Here is a 15,666-nt window from a genome sequence, read left to right on the forward strand (position 1 = left end):
CGGATCCGGACAAGCACGCCCTACCCTTGACAGGTGACTTTGACAAAGATTCGCACCGCCGCCGCGAGTTCCCTCGCCGCCGCAGGTCTCCTGTTTACCCTCGCCGCCTGTTCCGCGCCGGCCACCACCCAGCCAAGCACCTCTGCACCGGCTTCCTCGGCAACAGCTTCATCCAGCGCCGCTTCGGGGCCCTGCGCCGGAGTGAAGGTCATCATCGATTCGGGCGCCCTGAAGCAGGCTGCCGCTGACACGTCCGTTTGCGTGCCCGTGAGCGCGGCGACGCCGGCTTCCAAGGTGCTCGACGACGCAAAGGTGAAAACCGAAGGCACTGCCCAGTATCCAAAGGAACTGGTGTGCCGTGTGAACGGTGTGCCGGCCGCAGACCTCGACATCACCCACAAGGGCGGCACCTACCGGGAAGACTGCAGCAAGATGCCGGCAGCGTTCGCCTACTGGGCGCTCTGGGTTAAGCCGGTATCCGGTGACTGGGCCTACGCGCAGGAAGGCCTCGCCACCCTGCAAGTGAGCCCGGGACAGAGCCTGGAGCTGCTCTTCACGGTCGACGGCGCACCGGCCGCACCCTCGGCATGACCTTCCGGCCCGCGCCGCTACGCGCAGGCGCGGCTCTCGCCGTCGTCTTCATCGTGGCGCGGGTCATCTACCGCATCCTTTTCAACGGGGCGGGCCTTGGTGGACCGGTTCTGCTCAACCTGCCCGCGGTGCCGTTGCCTGCCCCGTACGCCCATGTGATCCTCCTCGGTCCGGTCACGGCGCCTGGCCTGTGGGCGGCGGTCCTGTCCGCCCTGCCGATTGCCGGGACGATCCTTGTTTTCGGCCTGCTCAACGCCTGGGTGGACGTGGCCCGCGGCTTCGTGGTTTTGGCCCGGGGCGGCCCCATGCAGGGCTTGGCCCGGACCTTTGTGGTGGCTTGGGCGGCGCTCCCGGCGCTCGCCGACGCCGTGACCTCCGTACGCCTGGCCTTTCGGTTGCGGGGCGAACGCTTCGGATCCCGCGCCCTGGTGCCCGTGCTCGAGCGCACCCTTGAGCACGCGGGCCGGGTTGCCGCGGCCCTGGAGCTGCGCGGCTTCGGGAGCCGGGCAGCTCATCAGCCCGGCCAGGGTATCGCAGCGCCGGTCCTCATCCGGGACGCACAATTCCGTATCGGTGACGCGCAGGTGCGCGTCGCAGGGTTCACGCCGTCGAGCGGTTCAATCACGGTCATTACCGGGCCGACGGGATCCGGCAAGTCCACCATCCTGCGAGGTATCGCCGGCCTGCTCTCACATGTTGATGGTGGAGAAATTGCCGGCACCGTGCGCGTCGGCGGAACGGACCGTGCCACCACGCCGCCGCGCGATACGGCCCGCCTCAGCGGCGTCGTCCTGCAGAATCCCCGCGCCGCCTTCGCCACCACCCGGGTCCGGGACGAAATCGGCCTGGCACTGGAGCTCCGCGGCATGGCATCCCGTACTGCCAGAGCCCGGGTGCTGGAGGTCGCGGAGCATATCGGAGTGTCGGCGCTGCTGGACCGGAATGTCAGCACCCTCTCGGCCGGCGAGGCGACGCTCGTGGCCATCGCCGCCGCGGTGGTGGACCATCCGGCCTTGCTCCTGGTTGATGAGCCACTGGCGGACCTGGACACCGCAGCTCGCGGACACGTGATCGCCGTGCTCAACGCCCTCGCCCGCGACGACGGTGTCTGCGTCATTGTGGCGGAGCACCGGGCGGAGCAGCTCGTCCCGATTGCCGACTCATGGTGGACCATCGACGACGGCGCCCTGGTGCCGGGTGATGCCCCATCCGCGCCGTCGGCCCCTGTCGAAGCCCGTCCAACACCGGCAGGGCCAGCGGAGCTCCCGCCCGTGCTGACGGCAACAAGGCTCGCGGTGCACCGCAAGGGCACGCCGCTGGTGCGCGACGCATCCCTGACCCTGCACCGCGGTGAAGTGGTGGCCTTGGTGGGGCCGAACGGGGCCGGGAAGTCGTCCCTCCTGGTGGCGCTCGCCCTGGGTGAAGGCACGCGCAGTGAAGGCCAGCACCGTGGAGGAACGGCCGACGGCGGCCGCGTCGCCCTCGTCCCGGACGCCTCGGACGACCTCTTCACCAGGGATACCGTCGCCGGGGAGCTCCGCGCTGCCGAACGGCGCCAGGTGCGCCGAAATGGCCGGGGACAGCCTTCGCCTGGCACTGCGGCGTCACACCTTGCCCGTTTACGGGGAGACGTCCGGATTCCCATTGGACATGAGCATCCGCGGGATCTCTCAGCAGGAGAGCGCAGGATCCTTGCCATCGCGCTGCAGACCATGGACGACCCCCAAGTGCTCCTGATCGATGAGCCCACCCGCGGACTCGATCCTGCGGCGCGCACGGCAGTCTCGGCGGCGTTGCGGGCCGCAGCGGACTCCGGCGCGGCGGTCCTGATCGCCACGCATGACCTCGATTTTGCCCGTGGCCTCGGCGCCAGGATCCTCCCGATGCGTGACGGTGTCGTGCCCTCTTCCGTGCCGGAGGCCGTGCCGGAGGCCGTGCCGGCCAACGCGCCGGAACCGCACCTTCCGCTGCTGCCCCGGCTGACAGGAACCGGGCCAGGGCCACGGGTCATCGAACAAACAGACTCTCAGGATGCCGCAAGACAGCGCCGCATCCGGATGCCGAGGGGCGTCGAGCTTGCAGTTCTCGCAGCTGCAAACCTTCTGGCACTCGCAGCATTCTGCTGGCCACTGCTCGCTGCGGCCTTCCCGGACGATGCCGCCGCGGCCCTCCCCTACGCGGCGCTGGCCATTGCGCCGATCGCCGTCATCGCCATCGTCGTGTCCCTGGACGGCTCGGTCCGCTCCGCACATACGGTGGCGTTGCTCGGCGTCCTGGCCGCCGTAGGTTCGGCGGTGCGGGTGGCGAGTACCGGCGTCGGGGGCGTGGAGGCGGTCTTTATCCTGCTGATCCTGGCCGGCCGGGCCTTCGGTGCCCGTTTCGGCCTGCTCCTCGGCGCTGCCACCATCGCCCTCTCGAGCGCTTTGTGGGGTGGGATCGGGCCGTGGACACCGTTTCAGATTTTCGCCTGCGCGTGGGTGGGCGCCGGGGCCGGCTTGCTCCCCCGGCGTGTGCGGGGCAAGGCCGAACTGTGGATGCTATGCGGCTACGGCATCCTGGCGTCCTACCTGTTCGGCCTGCTGACCAACCTGTGGTTCTGGCCCTTCGCGGTGGGCGCCGGCACCGGCATCTCCTACGTGCCCGGCGCAGCGCTGGGCACCAACCTCAGCAGCTTCCTGCTCTACTCGCTTTTGACGTCGACGGCGGGCTGGGACACCTTGCGTGCCGTCACCACCATCATCGGAATCGCTGTGGTGGGGCGGGCCATTCTGGCCGCACTCCGGCGGGTGAAGCCGGTCTCCGGCGTGGTTCCTGGACCCGGTGGGCAAGCCGCGCAGGCTCAATCCGATCAGGCTCCCTCCACCCCGGCCGCAGACCGGCGCCAACTCACACCTTGAAGTACTTCGCCTCCGGGTGGTGGAACACGAACGCGTCGGTGGACTGTTCAGGGTGCAGCATCAGCTCATCGCTCAGGACCACGCCCATCCGCTCTGGACGCAGCAGTTCCGTTACCTTGCGGCGGTCCTCCATGTCCGGGCACGCGGGGTAGCCGAGCGAGAACCGCGCACCGCGGTAGTCGAGCTTGAACAGCCCGGCTTTGTCCTTGGGCTCCTCGGAAGCGAAACCCAGCTCCGAGCGGATGCGGGCATGCCAGAACTCCGCCAGCGCCTCGGTGAGCTGCATGACCAGTCCGTTGAGTTCGTAGTAGTCGCGGTAGTGGTTTCCTTTGAACAGCTCGCCAGTCACCTCGTCGATCTTGGAGCCGGCGGTGACCAGCTGCACCGGAAGGACGTCGATCTGCCCCGATTCACGCGAGCGCACAAAGTCGGCGAGGCACAGGTGCCGGTCGCGGCGCTGGCGCGGGAAGTCGAAGCGCAGCCGCTCGGTGCCGATCGGACCGCCTGAGCCGCCGTCGGGGGCGAGCAGTCCCGCGGTGCCGAGGACGCCGTCGCGATCCTCCCCGTGGTGGAGCACCACCACCTGTTCCCCCTCGGAGACCACCGGGAAATAGCCGTATGCGACGGACGCATCCAGCATTCCCTCGGCGAGGATGCGGTCCAGCCAGTACCGCAGGCGCGGCCGGCCCTCGCGTTCCACCAGTTCCTCGTAGGAGGCGCCGTCCTCGCCGCGGCCGGGCTTGAGCCCCCACTGCCCCATGAAGGTGGCGCGTTCGTCGAGGAAGGCGGAGTAGTCGTGGAGCGATACGCCGCGCACGATGCGCGTGCCCCAGAACGGCGGCGCTGGCACGGGGTTGTCGGCGGCGACGTCGGACCGGCCGGGCATCGCCTCCGGCTCGGTCACCGTGAACTTCGGGCCGCCTTTATGGATCCGCTTCTTCAGCGGCGGAAGGCCGACGGCGGCCGGGTCGGCGCCGCGGGCCACCTGCACCAAAGGCTCCATGAGTGCCAGGCCCTCAAAGGCGTCCTTGGCGTACCTGACAGTTCCCTCAAATTGTTCCGCCAGGTCCTGCTCCACGTAGGCGCGGGTCAGGGCTGCCCCGCCGAGGATGATCGGCCATTTTTTCGCCAGGCCACGGGACTGCAGTTCGGCGAGGTTCTCCTTCATCACCACAGTGGATTTCACCAGCAGGCCGGACATGCCGATCACGTCCGCGTCGTGCTCCTCGGCCGCGGCCATGATCTCGGCAATCCCCTGTTTGATGCCGATGTTGATCACTTTGTAGCCGTTGTTGGTGAGGATGATGTCCACCAGGTTCTTGCCGATGTCGTGCACATCGCCGCGCACGGTGGCAATCACCATGGTGCCCTTGCCCGAGGAATCCGACTTCTCCATGTGCGGCTCGAGCAGGGCCACCGCATTCTTCATCACCTCGGCGGACTGCAGCACGAACGGCAGCTGCATCTCGCCGGCGCCGAAGCGCTCGCCCACCACCTTCATGCCCTCGAGCAGGTAGTCGTTGATGATGCCGAGCGGGGTCATGCCCTCGGCGCGGGCCAGGTCCAGGTCCTCTTCAAGGCCCTTTCCTTCGCCGTCGATGATGCGCCGCTCCAGGCGCTCGCCGGTGGGCAGCGCCGCGAGTTCCGCAGCGCGCTGGTCCTTCAGCGCTGCGGTGTCGACCCCGGCGAAGAGGTCCAGCATGCTGTTCAGGGGGTCGTACGTGATGTTGCCGTCGGCGTCGTATTCGCGGCGGTCCCAGACGAGGTCCAGCGCCACCTTGCGCTGCTCCTCCGGCAGGGAAGCGAGCGGCACGATCTTGGCCGCGTCGATGATGCCGCTGGTCAGGCCGGCCTGCACAGCCTCGTGCAGGAACACCGAATTCAGGGCCATGCGCGCTGCCGGGTTCAGGCCGAAGGAGACGTTCGAGACGCCGAGCGTGGTGTGGATGCCGGGGTACTTCGCGGTGATCTGGCGGATGGCCTCGATCGTTTCGATGCCGTCCCGGCGGGTTTCTTCCTGGCCAGTGGCGATGGGGAAGGTCAGGCAATCGACGATGATGTCCTCGACGCGCATCCCCCATTCACCCACCAGGGAATCGATGAGGCGCGAGGCGATGGCCACCTTGCCCTCGGTGGTGCGTGCCTGGCCGTGTTCGTCGATGGTCAGGGCGATCACGGCGGTGCCGTGTTCCTTCACGAGCGGCATGATGCGCGCGAAGCGGCTTTCCGGGCCGTCGCCGTCCTCGTAGTTGACGGAGTTGACCACCGGACGCCCGCCGATGAGTTCGAGCCCGGCCTGCAACACGGGCGGTTCGGTGGAGTCGATGACGAGCGGGAGCGTGGAAGCCGACGCGAAACGTGAGACGACCTGCTTGATGTCGGCCACGCCGTCGCGCCCCACGTAATCAATGCACACGTCGAGCAGGTGCGCGCCGACGCGGACCTGCTCGCGGGCGATATCGACGCAGTCGTCCCAACGCTCGTCGAGCATCGCCTGGCGGAACGCCTTCGAACCGTTCGCGTTGGTGCGCTCGCCAATGGCGAGGTAGGCGGACTCCTGGTCGAAGTTCACATGATGGTAGAGGGAGGCGATGCCTGCTTCGCGCTCGGTGGGAACGCGGGCGGCTCCCTCTCCGCTAGCGGAGCTCTTCCCGCCGCTGGTGACAGCAACGCTGGCGCGCAAGGGCGCCAGACGCTCGACGACGGCGGCCATGTGCTCCGGCGTCGTACCGCAACATCCGCCCACCAGGCCAAGGCCGAATTCCCGGACGAACTGCTCGTGCGCGGTGGCGAGTTCGGTGGGCGAGAGCGGATAGTGCGCGCCGTTGGCACCGAGGACGGGCAGGCCGGCGTTGGGCATGCAGGCGATCGCCACGGAGGACTGCTTGGCCAGGTGGCGCAGGTGCTCGCTCATCTCATCCGGCCCGGTGGCGCAGTTCAGGCCGATGGCGTCGACCCCGAGTGGTTCGAGGGCGGTGAGCGCGGCGCCGATTTCGGATCCCATCAGCATGGTTCCGGTGGTTTCGACGGTCACCTCGACGAAGATCGGGAGCCGGATGCCGCGGGTGACGATGGCCTGCTTGCAGCCGTTGACAGCGGCTTTGGTCTGCAGGAGGTCCTGGCTGGTCTCGATGAGGAAGGCGTCCGCTCCCCCGTCGATGAGGCCCTCGGCCTGCAGGGCGAAGGTCTGCTTGAGGTGGTCGTAGGTGGTGTGCCCCAGGCTGGGGAGTTTGGTGCCCGGCCCCATCGAGCCCAGGACCCAGCGCATCCGTCCGTCTGTTTTTTCTGCCGCTTCTGCGCGGTCCCGGGCGATTTCGGCGCCTTTGCGGGCGAGCTCTTCAATCCGGTCGTCGATGCCGTAGTCGGAGAGGTTTGACCAGTTCGCACCGAAGGTGTTGGTTTCGACCGCATCGATGCCCACCGCGAAGTACGCGTCATGAATGTCCGCGAGAACATCCGGCCGCGTGGCGTTGAGGATCTCGTTGCAACCTTCCAGCCCCAGGAAATCGTCCTCGAGCGACAGCTCCCGGCCCTGCAGCATGGTGCCCATCGCCCCATCGGCGATCACGACCCGATGGTTCACTGCATCCAGCAGCGCCTGGGATCGAACGGGACGGGGCACGGACTCAATATCAAGCGCAAAACGAGGCATCTCAACAGACTACGGGCGGGGACCTATGCAGTGCCCTGTATTTCCATGTACTACGACGGGGGTCAGCCCGCGCCCTGGCCCTCGCGGGCCACTTCCTCCAGGATCCTGGCTGTGGGCGCTCCCGTCATCAGCTGCCCTATCACCTCCGGCTTGTCCCACACGTCGCTACGGAGCCGTTCCAGAAAGCCGTTCGCAGCATCCTTGGTGTCGAAGTCAAGGAGCACGGCCACGGCGTTCTGGTCCTCTGTATCCCGGAACAGGCGGACAGACCTAGCGCCCGAGGCGGCGCGGCCTGCAGGATCGGTGTCGAATACTTTCTTGAAAGCTTCGTAGTCCCGGACTGGATAGCTGATCTGCAGTGTGAACATCGTCTTTCCTCTCCCTCGGGCTGTGTCAGGTCAAAGATAGGCCTTCGAGCGTCATCCCGGTAGGGCCGGCGTTGAACCGGTGCCGCGTTGCCCTTCTGGCGTATGTATCCGTGCCCCTACAGCGCAGACCAGCCGCCGTCGGAGGCGAGGATGGCGCCGTTGATGTTAGGGCCGTCGTCGCTGAGCAGGAACGTGATGGATGCGGCCAGCTGCGCGGCGGTGGCGGGCGTGGGGACGGTGCCCTGCATCAGCGGGCCGAGGCGTTCGGCCGCGAGCTGGGATCCCCAGTTGGCCACGGTGTTGGCGATGGTGAGGCCGGGACCACGGCGTTGAAGCGCAGGCCCTTGGCCACCAACGAAAGGTCCGAGATCAGCGGCTTGTCCGTCGAATAGGAGAACGAGACGTTCTCGAACACCAGATGCCCGCGCCCGCCGGCAGGAACAGAACCAACAGCCTCCGGCGACTGCTCGTCCGTTTCCAGCAACTCGACCACTCCGCCGACGCGGACCGCCGCCGCCCCCGCACCCAATTCCCCGCCCACCTGCACGACGTGACCAGTCTCACGCGCAATAAGCGGACTCGCGCTTGAGCGGCCAGCGTCGCGCCCGGCATGATGGAAAAGAAGGCTGAGAGGACCATTTCGCAGCCTGCCGGGCCCTGACATTCACTCGCACGGCTAGAGGAATGCAGCGGCCTGGAAGCAAAAGTTGAACCAAACCTGGTGGACGCAACGAGGCCAAACCAGTGAGCTCATCGAGCTGCACAAGGTCTCTTAGCGTTCACGGATCGACCCCGTCCCGGGCTCCGCACCGACGCGAAGCCCACGACCTAATTGATGAATGAGGCAGCGAATAATGACGTTCGACACCGATCACTCCGTGACGCTTAAAATCTGGGACCGCTCCACCATGGACCACACCCTGGAAGCGGCCGCGCAGGCCCTCTCGGCACGGGCCAAGACCCCCAAATCCGCCATCGCGGTCACGTGCAGCGGACCCAACACCTTCACGCTGAGCCTGAAGCGCGACGCCCCCCAGGGCGCCACTTTCGAGGAAGTTACCCGCTAGAAAACGCAGGAGGACGACGGCGGGAGGCCTCGCCGTCGTCCTCTGCTGTTTGCCCTCCAGGCAGTCAGCCGAGCTTGCGTTGCCGCTCAGGCATTGGCGTGTTCGGCGAGGATGCCGTCGATCTGGCCCATCGCCTGCTGCATGCCCTCTTCCATGCCCATGGCGAGGACCTGCTCCATCTGTTCCTCCGCCTCGAAGGTGGACCTGACGGTCATCCGGGTGCGCTCCCCGATCGGCTCCAGGGTCACCGCCCCGTGGATGGCGCCCATGGCATCAACCGGAGCACCATTCTCGTCTGCAAAGCCGTCGTCGAACTCGAGGTGGTGCGGGGCGTCGATGGCGGTGAACCGCCACCACCCACGAGCCTTCTCCCCCTCGGGTCCGGTCATGAAGTAGCTGGCCTCGCCCCCGGGAACGAAGTCGTGCTTCTCGAAGGTGGCCGGCCAGCTGGGCGGACCCCACCAACGCTCGAGCAGGCGCGGATCCTCCCAGATCTGCCAGACGCGCTCCACGCCGGCGTCGAACTCGGCGATCATGGTGATGCTCAACGCCTCGAGGTTCTTGTCCGAACTGATAACAGTCATGATGTTCCCTTCCTAGCCTTCTGCATTTTTATTGTGTCTGGCCTGTATCTGCCTGGCCCGGTTCAGCGAGGAGGTCCGCGATCCGCTCGGCGCGCTGCCGCCAGATCACCTCGTACTCATCGAGCAGCCGCCGGGCTTTCTGCAGCCCTTCGTGGTCACCACGCACGATCTGCTCCCTTCCACGCTTCTCCTTCGTCACGAGGGAGGCGCGTTCCAACACCGCCACGTGCTTCTGGACGGCGGCAAAACTCATGGCATAAAGCGAAGCCAGCCCTGACACCGAGTACTCCCCCACCGTCACCCGGCGCACGATGTCCCGCCGCGTGGTGTCGGCCAACGCCTGGAAGAGACGGTCAAGTTCTTCGTCGCTGAGCTGATCTACAACCATTTGGTTGTAGGATAGTCCCCGCGCGGACACCATGTCAATGGCCTCGAATTCCCTCGCGGAGGGGCCGAATAAGCGCCGGACTGACCGGCGTGCCGGTGATGCGACCGGCGTAAAGTGAGCCTCATGAAGCGCGTGATGATCGACCGCTTCGGCGGCCCGGAAGTCCTGCGAGTGGCGGAGGTCGAAGACCCCCGGCCCGGCCCGGGTGAGGTCCGCGTCAGGGTTCTGGCTTCGGGAGTATCGTTCACCGATGCCCAGTTGCGGGCCGGCACCTATCTGGGCGGCGCCAAGCCGCCATTCACGCCGGGGTACGAGCTCGTGGGAATCGTCGACGAGCTCGGCCCGGGGTGCGCAAGGCTGCGAGTGGGCGACCGCATCGGCGCACTGACGGTGTGGGGCGCCAACGCCGAACTTGTCTGCGTGCCGGAGGCGTACGCCGTCGAGGTGCCCGAGGACCTCGACCCGGCCGAGGTGGTCAGCCTCGTCTTTCCATACATGACCGCCTACCAACTGCTGCACCGCGCGGCCAAGGCGAAATCCGGGGAAAGCGTTCTGGTGCACGGCGCGGCCGGCCGGGTGGGAACCGCGGTCCTCGAGCTCGGAGCACTGGCCGGCCTGCGCCTGATCGGCACGGCCTCGGCAACCGACCGCGCCGCCGTGGAACGGCTCGGCGCCGTGGCGATCGACTACCAGCACGAGGACTTCCTGGCCCGGGTCCGCGCGATGAACGACGGCGGTGTGGACGTTGCGCTCGACGGCATCGGCGGCACATTGTCGCTTCGCTCCTTCCGCGCGCTGCGGCCCGGGGGACGGCTCGTGGTGTTTGGGCGTTACGCCACTCTCGCACACGGGCGCAAGAATTGGCCGGCGGTGATCGAGTGGTACGCGGCAACCGCGGCCGTGGCGCTGTGGGGGCTGCTCTCACCACGACGACGCGTGCTCGCTTACCGGATCCAGAAGCTGCGCATCCACCACCAGGACTGGTTCCGCGAGGACTTCGGGGTGCTGCTGGGGATGCTCCGCCGCGGCGAGATCCACCCGGTGGTGGCCGAGCGCCTGCCGCTGTCCGAGGCACGAAAGGCCCATGAGCTGCTCGAGAGCACGGCGGCCACGGGGAAGATCGTATTGGTGCCGTAGGTGTGGGTCTCCTTCGCGGCAGGGGCCGGCTCCTACCTCCGCCCAAGGAATTCAGTCAGCCGAACGCCCCCTGCGCGCGGGTCCGGATGGCTCCGATCACCGGCGCCGATCCCCGGGTGCGGTAGACATCGATAGGCCTGGAGCCCAGCTGCACGTTGGGGCTGCACATCCAGACCATCGCCTGGGCCGGCGTGAAAGCACCATGGAGGTGCCCCACAAGGGCATCAAGGTCCGCGAGCCGGAGCCGGCCGTCCGCATTCGGCGCGTCCTGCCCCGATGCCCAGCGGTCCAGAAGATCCACGCTGATGCCCAGCAGAGGTGCCACGGCGTCCTTGCCCAGCGAGTTTATGAGCCGTTCGGCTATTGCCTTCGGGCTGTACCCGGGTGCGTCCCTCAACTCCGAGAGGCTGGCGAAAACCGTGGTGGCAGAAACCACCGGTTCTTCAGCGCTCGCGTCCTGCGGCTGTTCCATGACGAAATGCTACTTATTTCCGCCGCCCTGCAGTAGGGCCACAGGACCTCCCGGGCCCTGGGAACTTGGACGCGCTGCCGCGCCTGCAGGCAATCGGCGTACGATCGGGTGGTGGGGGAAGCCCGCGAAAGGGGATCCTATGAACACTATTCCCGCGCAGGCACGGACCTACTCCAGCACTCTGGGGGCCTCCCCGTTGACGGCCGGAACCTTTATTCTTGACGGCACAACCCGGGCCATGTGGTGGTCTGATGAGCTCTACGATATCCATGGATACCACCGCGGTGACGTCGTTCCGACCCTCGAACTGACACTGGCGCATAAACACCGTGACGACCTGCCGCGAATTCAGGCAGTCAACCGTGAGCTGTTTGCCCACGGCGGGCATGTGGCCATCTACCATCGCGTGATCGATGCCCAGTCGCACGAACACAGGGTGCTGACAGCCGGGGAGGCGGTGCTGGACCAGGCCGGGAAGCTGCTAACTGTCTCGGGAGTCATGCTGGACCTCACCTCGACAGTCCACCGCGAAACCCAGCTGGCAGCGCGCGAAGCCGTCCAGGGTGCTCTGGCCACACGCGCCACCATCGCCAAGGCAGAGGGCATCCTTATTGGGCGGCTGGGCATCGCATCAGAGGAAGCTTTCAAGCTGCTGGTGACCTACAGCAACAACAGAAACATCAAACTCGCCGGCGTGGCGTGCGCCCTCGTTACCCTGGCTGACAATCCAGCCGACCTCACCCCCTTGGGGCAGTTCATTCAGGAACTGACCCAAAGCTCCCTGCCCCGCCCGCACCGCTGAGCGCACGCGGTAATGGCCACCCTGGACACCCAGGCGTGAACGCTAGTTCCCGCCGTCGGACTCGTCGGCGTCGTCCGGGTCGGAGCCCGCCTGGGCCTCCTCCAGGCGGTCTCCTTCGGAGGCTGCCGGGGGAACCTCAAGGTCCGCCGAGTAGGGCGCGCGCGGCCGCGGGAGACCATCGATCAGCTCATTGGCCGCCATCGCCAGCAGGTCCCGCTGCAACGGGGGAAGTGACATCAGCCCCTGAAGGTAGGCCTCGACCTCGTACTCGCCGGCGTCACCGGAAATTCCGAAATACCGAAGCCATAGCTCGGAGACCGGAATGCCCGCATCCTTAATTGCTTCATGAAGCCTGCGGCGCTGCTCCGGTTCGTTGGGATCAAAACCCATGAGAAGACCCTCTATCCCCCCATACCAGTCGCGCCTGCGACCATTCGGGCGCTGAGCCGGGCCAGCGGCACGTTGGTTGAACGCGCCTCCCGGATCAGCTGGTCCAGGGCTTCCTCATGGCTGATTCCGTGGCGCTCCATCAGCATTCCGCAAGCCCGGTTGACCAGGTCCCTGGTGAACAGGGACTCCTGCAGTCCTGCAGTCATCCGGTGGGGCGCATCGCTCGCTTGGATGTGGGACAACAACGTTGCCGCGGGCTCCGCGAAGAGGCTCAGGATCCGGCCGCTGTCCCCGTCGTATGCCCCGGGCTGCGCCCCATACATCTTCAGCGCCCCGATCGAGGCTTTCCCAGCCAACAGCGGGACGCTGACCACTGAACGCACGGGCAGCCCGTCAACCGCCGCGGCCCACTCCGGCCACCTGCTGTCCGCTGAAATCTCATCCACGAGGACGATTTTTTCCGACGCCCATGCGGTCAGGCAGGGTCCCTGCCCGGTTGCATATTGCGCCGCATCGGCCCGCTCCACCACCGAGTCGGTAAAACCGCTACTGAGCCTACGCCCCCGCGAATCCAACAAGGACACCCCGGCCCCGACCGTGCCGGGCAAAGATTCCTTGATTGCCTGGGAAAGCAGCTGAACGGCCCTGTCGACCTTTTCCTCCGTCAGCAGCAACCCGCGGATACGGGCTATCAGACCGGTCAATTCATCCAGGGGAAGCTGCTGCGCCATACGCTCTCGATCTCCAGTAACCTGCGCCGGGGCTCGTTGCTTCCCGCGCTAGCAACCAGCTTATTCCGAACAGGCGCCGGAGCGCGCTGCCGGGACACGCCGAGCAATGCCAAGCGTGTCGGCGGCGCCCCGTGTTCAGTTCACCGACTCGGGTCAGTGCGATGAACTGGGTCGCATCTGACTTAATTCCCGAAGCGAATTGTGGCCGGCTGGAACTCGCTGCCGCTGGGAGGCGTGGTGGACTGGCACTGGTTGCGAGGCCCTGATCCGGTGGGATGGTTCGCTCCGGCGGCTGCTGCTTAGGTCGCGTATCAGACCGGTCCCGGCGATCTCGCGAACCATGGCGATCCCCTCCACGGCGGCTCGTTTCGTGGGGAACTTTACTGAAATCGCCACAAGCTCCCCGGTCTTGCCAAGCAGCTTGAACCTGTACCCGCCTTCGGGTGCGCTAATCAATTCGAAGTGTCCGGACATCGTCGTCAGCCCTCCGTCATATTGGTCTTCTCGGTCGGACTCTCGGTCAGGCTTAAAGCCTACTTCCGCCCGTGGGCCGGTGTCAGTCCCGTAAGCGGCGCCACGCAGGCCCCGCCCGGCAATTGACTATTCGTTCTCGGGCGGGTCGGTGTACTCGTCAGCCCCAGCACTATCCTGGGTATCGCGATCGTCCGCCGTATTCGACTCCTGGTCCGGCTGGGCGAGGTTCGCGTCGTCAGAGTAGGGCGCAAAAAGACGGGGCACAGCCTCGATAAGTTCATTGGCGGCCATGGCGAGCAGGTCCCGCTGAAGTGGCGGGAGCGAAAGCAGGCCCTGCAGGTACGCTTCGACTTCGTATTCGCCCACGCTGCCGCCGATGCTGAAATAGTTCAGCCAGAGCTCCCCTGACTTAAGGTCCGCGGCTTTCAGAGCTGCCCGGAGCCGCTGCCGTTGCTCGGGTTCGTTGGGGTCAAAGCCCATGGTGGCGCGCCTCTAGTTCCCGCCGGCCGACATTTCGGCGATGAGTTGGGCGCTGGCCTGGGCAATTGTTGTGCCACGGCGCCGGCCCTGGAGCATCAGTTCCTCCAAAGCACGCTCGTACGCGATACCGTCCCGCTGCATCAGCATCCCGCATGCACGGTTCACCATGTCCCTGCTTTCCAGGGCGGCCTGGAGGTTTTCACTGATGTGCTGCGGCACCTCGCTGCTTTGGACATGCGAGAGCAGCGTCGCTGCCGGAGCGGCGAACAGCTCCAGCAACCGCACACTGGCCGGTGTGTAGGCGGAAGGAAGCGCGGCGTAGACCTTCACGGCGCCAATGCATTTCTTCTCGGAGACGAGGGCAACGCTCACCACGGACCGGATGGGCAACCCCTTGACAGCCGCACTCCATCGCGGCCAACGGTCATCTGTGCGCACGTCGTCGACGAGGATGGATTCCTCGGCGGCCCAAGCCGTCAGGCACGGGCCCTCACCGAGTTCGTACTGCAGCGCGTCAGCCTGTTCCACTACGGCGTCGGTTACTCCTCGGCTGATTCTGCGGCCGCGGGCGTCCAGAACCGACACCCCGGCCCCGACGGTGCCGGGAATGGAATCCTTGATCGCCCGTGCCAGGAGCTGAACGGCGGCGTCGACCTTTTCCTCGGTCAGGAGCAGGCGGCGGATCCGCCCGACCGCGCCGGAGAGCTCATCCAGTGGGAGCTTCTTCGCCATGGATCATCCTCCAGCCAGTCGCCGGACGATCCGAGTCCGGGAGGACCGTCCGGAGAGTTCGTGTGCGGGCACCTGTTCTTGCCGCAGCTTCAGCTTAACCCCGGTCCGGTACCTCCGCATCTGGCTGGGCGTCCACGGGTCGCTCCACGGCGGGTCGCGGTGGGCCGGTTCCCCCAGTGCCGCGCAGATCAGCATGCCTGTGCCGCCGGAAGTGCGGCCAGGCCATGGAAGGCATCAAGATCGAGTTGCTGCTATTCGCGCGTGATGGGAAGTTTGGTCCCCTTGGACTCAGTCATGGCCCGCTCCGGAATTGGCGTGCGGACTTCGAGGACGCCGTCCTTGTAGGTGGCCTTGATGTCTTCCTCCTTCACCTCCTGCGGCAGCGGAACGGAGCGGAAGAACGAGCCATAGCGGAATTCGGACCGGTAGCTGTCCTTTCCCTTCTCTTCCTTCTCCTCCTTGCGCTCAGCGCGGATCTGCAGGGCGCCGTCAACGACCGAAACGTCGATATCCTTGTCCGGATCCAGCCCCGGCGCTTCGGCCCGGACAACGAGCGTGTTGCCGTCCACGTACTCCTCGACGCGGATTGGCAGTGGCTGGTTTTCGTGTTGGAAGACCCTGTCCATGGCGTCCATCAGTTCCGACGGGGTCCGGCGGAGCAGATCAAAGGGGCTGGTGCGGAACGTGTCCAGCCAGCGGCTGGTCTGGAATGGGGACCACCTGAGCAGATCAGACATGACGTACCTCCAGTGAGTTGCGATGTGGTGCCCGAAATGGGCTAACACCTTCAGTAGACGCCCGCTGACGCGGAGCGGGCAGGGGCAAAAGACCCGCCCTGGAACTGCTTGCGCTCGTCACAGATGAGCTGCGAACACGGACGGACCGAGGCACATCCCGCCAA

The 15,666-nt window shown here is 66.4% G+C and carries 18 protein-coding genes; 5 read left to right on the plus strand and 13 right to left on the minus strand.

Annotated features, from left to right (window positions below; genetic code table 11):
- Positions 1 to 33: 33 nt before the first annotated feature.
- Positions 34 to 591, plus strand: coding sequence for a hypothetical protein (locus ACP4XC_RS20665; protein WP_427172598.1), 558 nt, complete (start codon positions 34 to 36; stop codon positions 589 to 591).
- Complete coding sequence (locus ACP4XC_RS20670) at positions 588 to 3,488, plus strand: ATP-binding cassette domain-containing protein (protein WP_427172599.1); 2,901 nt, start codon at positions 588 to 590, stop codon at positions 3,486 to 3,488. Before ACP4XC_RS20665 ends, ACP4XC_RS20670 begins: the two co-directional genes overlap by 4 nt.
- On the opposite strand, the gene metH is transcribed toward ACP4XC_RS20670, so the two are convergent.
- The 4 genes from metH to ACP4XC_RS20690 form a co-directional block, all read right to left on the minus strand.
- Positions 3,478 to 7,140 (minus strand): methionine synthase, encoded by a 3,663-nt coding sequence (gene metH / locus ACP4XC_RS20675; RefSeq protein ID WP_427172600.1) that lies wholly within the window; start codon positions 7,138 to 7,140, stop codon positions 3,478 to 3,480. The two genes, ACP4XC_RS20670 and metH, sit on opposite strands and share 11 nt — an antisense overlap.
- Positions 7,141 to 7,202: 62 nt before the next feature.
- Positions 7,203 to 7,508, minus strand: a complete 306-nt coding sequence (locus ACP4XC_RS20680; protein ID WP_427172601.1) for a hypothetical protein — start codon at positions 7,506 to 7,508, stop codon at positions 7,203 to 7,205.
- A gap of 116 nt (positions 7,509 to 7,624) precedes the next feature.
- Positions 7,625 to 7,756, minus strand: coding sequence for a hypothetical protein (locus ACP4XC_RS20685; protein WP_427172602.1), 132 nt, complete (start codon positions 7,754 to 7,756; stop codon positions 7,625 to 7,627).
- Complete coding sequence (locus ACP4XC_RS20690; protein ID WP_427172603.1) at positions 7,756 to 8,049, minus strand: hypothetical protein; 294 nt, start codon at positions 8,047 to 8,049, stop codon at positions 7,756 to 7,758. The genes ACP4XC_RS20685 and ACP4XC_RS20690 overlap by 1 nt, the downstream gene beginning before the upstream one ends.
- Positions 8,050 to 8,362: 313 nt before the next feature.
- Here ACP4XC_RS20690 and ACP4XC_RS20695 point away from each other — a divergent pair, with 313 nt between their 5' ends.
- Complete coding sequence (locus ACP4XC_RS20695; protein ID WP_427172604.1) at positions 8,363 to 8,575, plus strand: hypothetical protein; 213 nt, start codon at positions 8,363 to 8,365, stop codon at positions 8,573 to 8,575.
- An 86-nt stretch (positions 8,576 to 8,661) separates the two neighbouring features.
- Here ACP4XC_RS20695 and ACP4XC_RS20700 read toward each other — a convergent pair whose 3' ends face one another.
- Entirely contained in the window at positions 8,662 to 9,159 is a 498-nt protein-coding gene (locus tag ACP4XC_RS20700; protein ID WP_427172605.1) for an SRPBCC family protein, read from the minus strand.
- Positions 9,160 to 9,187: 28 nt separating this feature from the next.
- Positions 9,188 to 9,547: an ArsR/SmtB family transcription factor gene (locus ACP4XC_RS20705; protein WP_427172606.1), complete on the minus strand. Its 360-nt coding sequence runs from the start codon at positions 9,545 to 9,547 to the stop codon at positions 9,188 to 9,190.
- Between the two features lie 123 nt (positions 9,548 to 9,670).
- Here ACP4XC_RS20705 and ACP4XC_RS20710 point away from each other — a divergent pair, with 123 nt between their 5' ends.
- Entirely contained in the window at positions 9,671 to 10,684 is a 1,014-nt protein-coding gene (locus ACP4XC_RS20710) for a medium chain dehydrogenase/reductase family protein (RefSeq protein WP_427172607.1), read from the plus strand.
- Between the two features lie 55 nt (positions 10,685 to 10,739).
- Here ACP4XC_RS20710 and ACP4XC_RS20715 read toward each other — a convergent pair whose 3' ends face one another.
- Positions 10,740 to 11,156, minus strand: a complete 417-nt coding sequence (locus ACP4XC_RS20715; protein ID WP_427172608.1) for a hypothetical protein — start codon at positions 11,154 to 11,156, stop codon at positions 10,740 to 10,742.
- 139 nt (positions 11,157 to 11,295) lie between these two features.
- On the opposite strand from ACP4XC_RS20715, the gene ACP4XC_RS20720 reads away from it, so the two are divergent.
- Positions 11,296 to 11,958: a PAS and ANTAR domain-containing protein gene (locus tag ACP4XC_RS20720; protein ID WP_427172609.1), complete on the plus strand. Its 663-nt coding sequence runs from the start codon at positions 11,296 to 11,298 to the stop codon at positions 11,956 to 11,958.
- Positions 11,959 to 12,000: 42 nt separating this feature from the next.
- Here the strand turns inward: ACP4XC_RS20720 and ACP4XC_RS20725 are convergent, their stop codons facing one another.
- From ACP4XC_RS20725 to ACP4XC_RS20750, 6 genes are all read right to left on the minus strand, one after another.
- Positions 12,001 to 12,348, minus strand: a complete 348-nt coding sequence (locus ACP4XC_RS20725; RefSeq protein ID WP_427172610.1) for a hypothetical protein — start codon at positions 12,346 to 12,348, stop codon at positions 12,001 to 12,003.
- Between the two features lie 11 nt (positions 12,349 to 12,359).
- Entirely contained in the window at positions 12,360 to 13,079 is a 720-nt protein-coding gene (locus ACP4XC_RS20730) for a GAF and ANTAR domain-containing protein (protein ID WP_427172611.1), read from the minus strand.
- 153 nt (positions 13,080 to 13,232) lie between these two features.
- On the minus strand, positions 13,233 to 13,553 hold the full coding sequence (locus ACP4XC_RS20735; RefSeq protein WP_427172612.1) for a YegP family protein: 321 nt from the start codon (positions 13,551 to 13,553) through the stop codon (positions 13,233 to 13,235).
- 126 nt (positions 13,554 to 13,679) lie between these two features.
- Complete coding sequence (locus ACP4XC_RS20740; protein ID WP_427172613.1) at positions 13,680 to 14,033, minus strand: hypothetical protein; 354 nt, start codon at positions 14,031 to 14,033, stop codon at positions 13,680 to 13,682.
- Between the two features lie 12 nt (positions 14,034 to 14,045).
- On the minus strand, positions 14,046 to 14,765 hold the full coding sequence (locus tag ACP4XC_RS20745; protein ID WP_427172614.1) for a GAF and ANTAR domain-containing protein: 720 nt from the start codon (positions 14,763 to 14,765) through the stop codon (positions 14,046 to 14,048).
- Positions 14,766 to 15,016: 251 nt separating this feature from the next.
- A complete protein-coding gene (locus tag ACP4XC_RS20750) occupies positions 15,017 to 15,502 on the minus strand; it encodes an Hsp20/alpha crystallin family protein (RefSeq protein ID WP_427172615.1) in 486 nt (161 codons plus the stop codon).
- Positions 15,503 to 15,666 lie beyond the last annotated feature (164 nt).

It is taken from the genome of Arthrobacter sp. 92 (genome assembly GCF_050260325.1).
Taxonomy (GTDB): Bacteria; Actinomycetota; Actinomycetes; order Actinomycetales; family Micrococcaceae; genus Arthrobacter.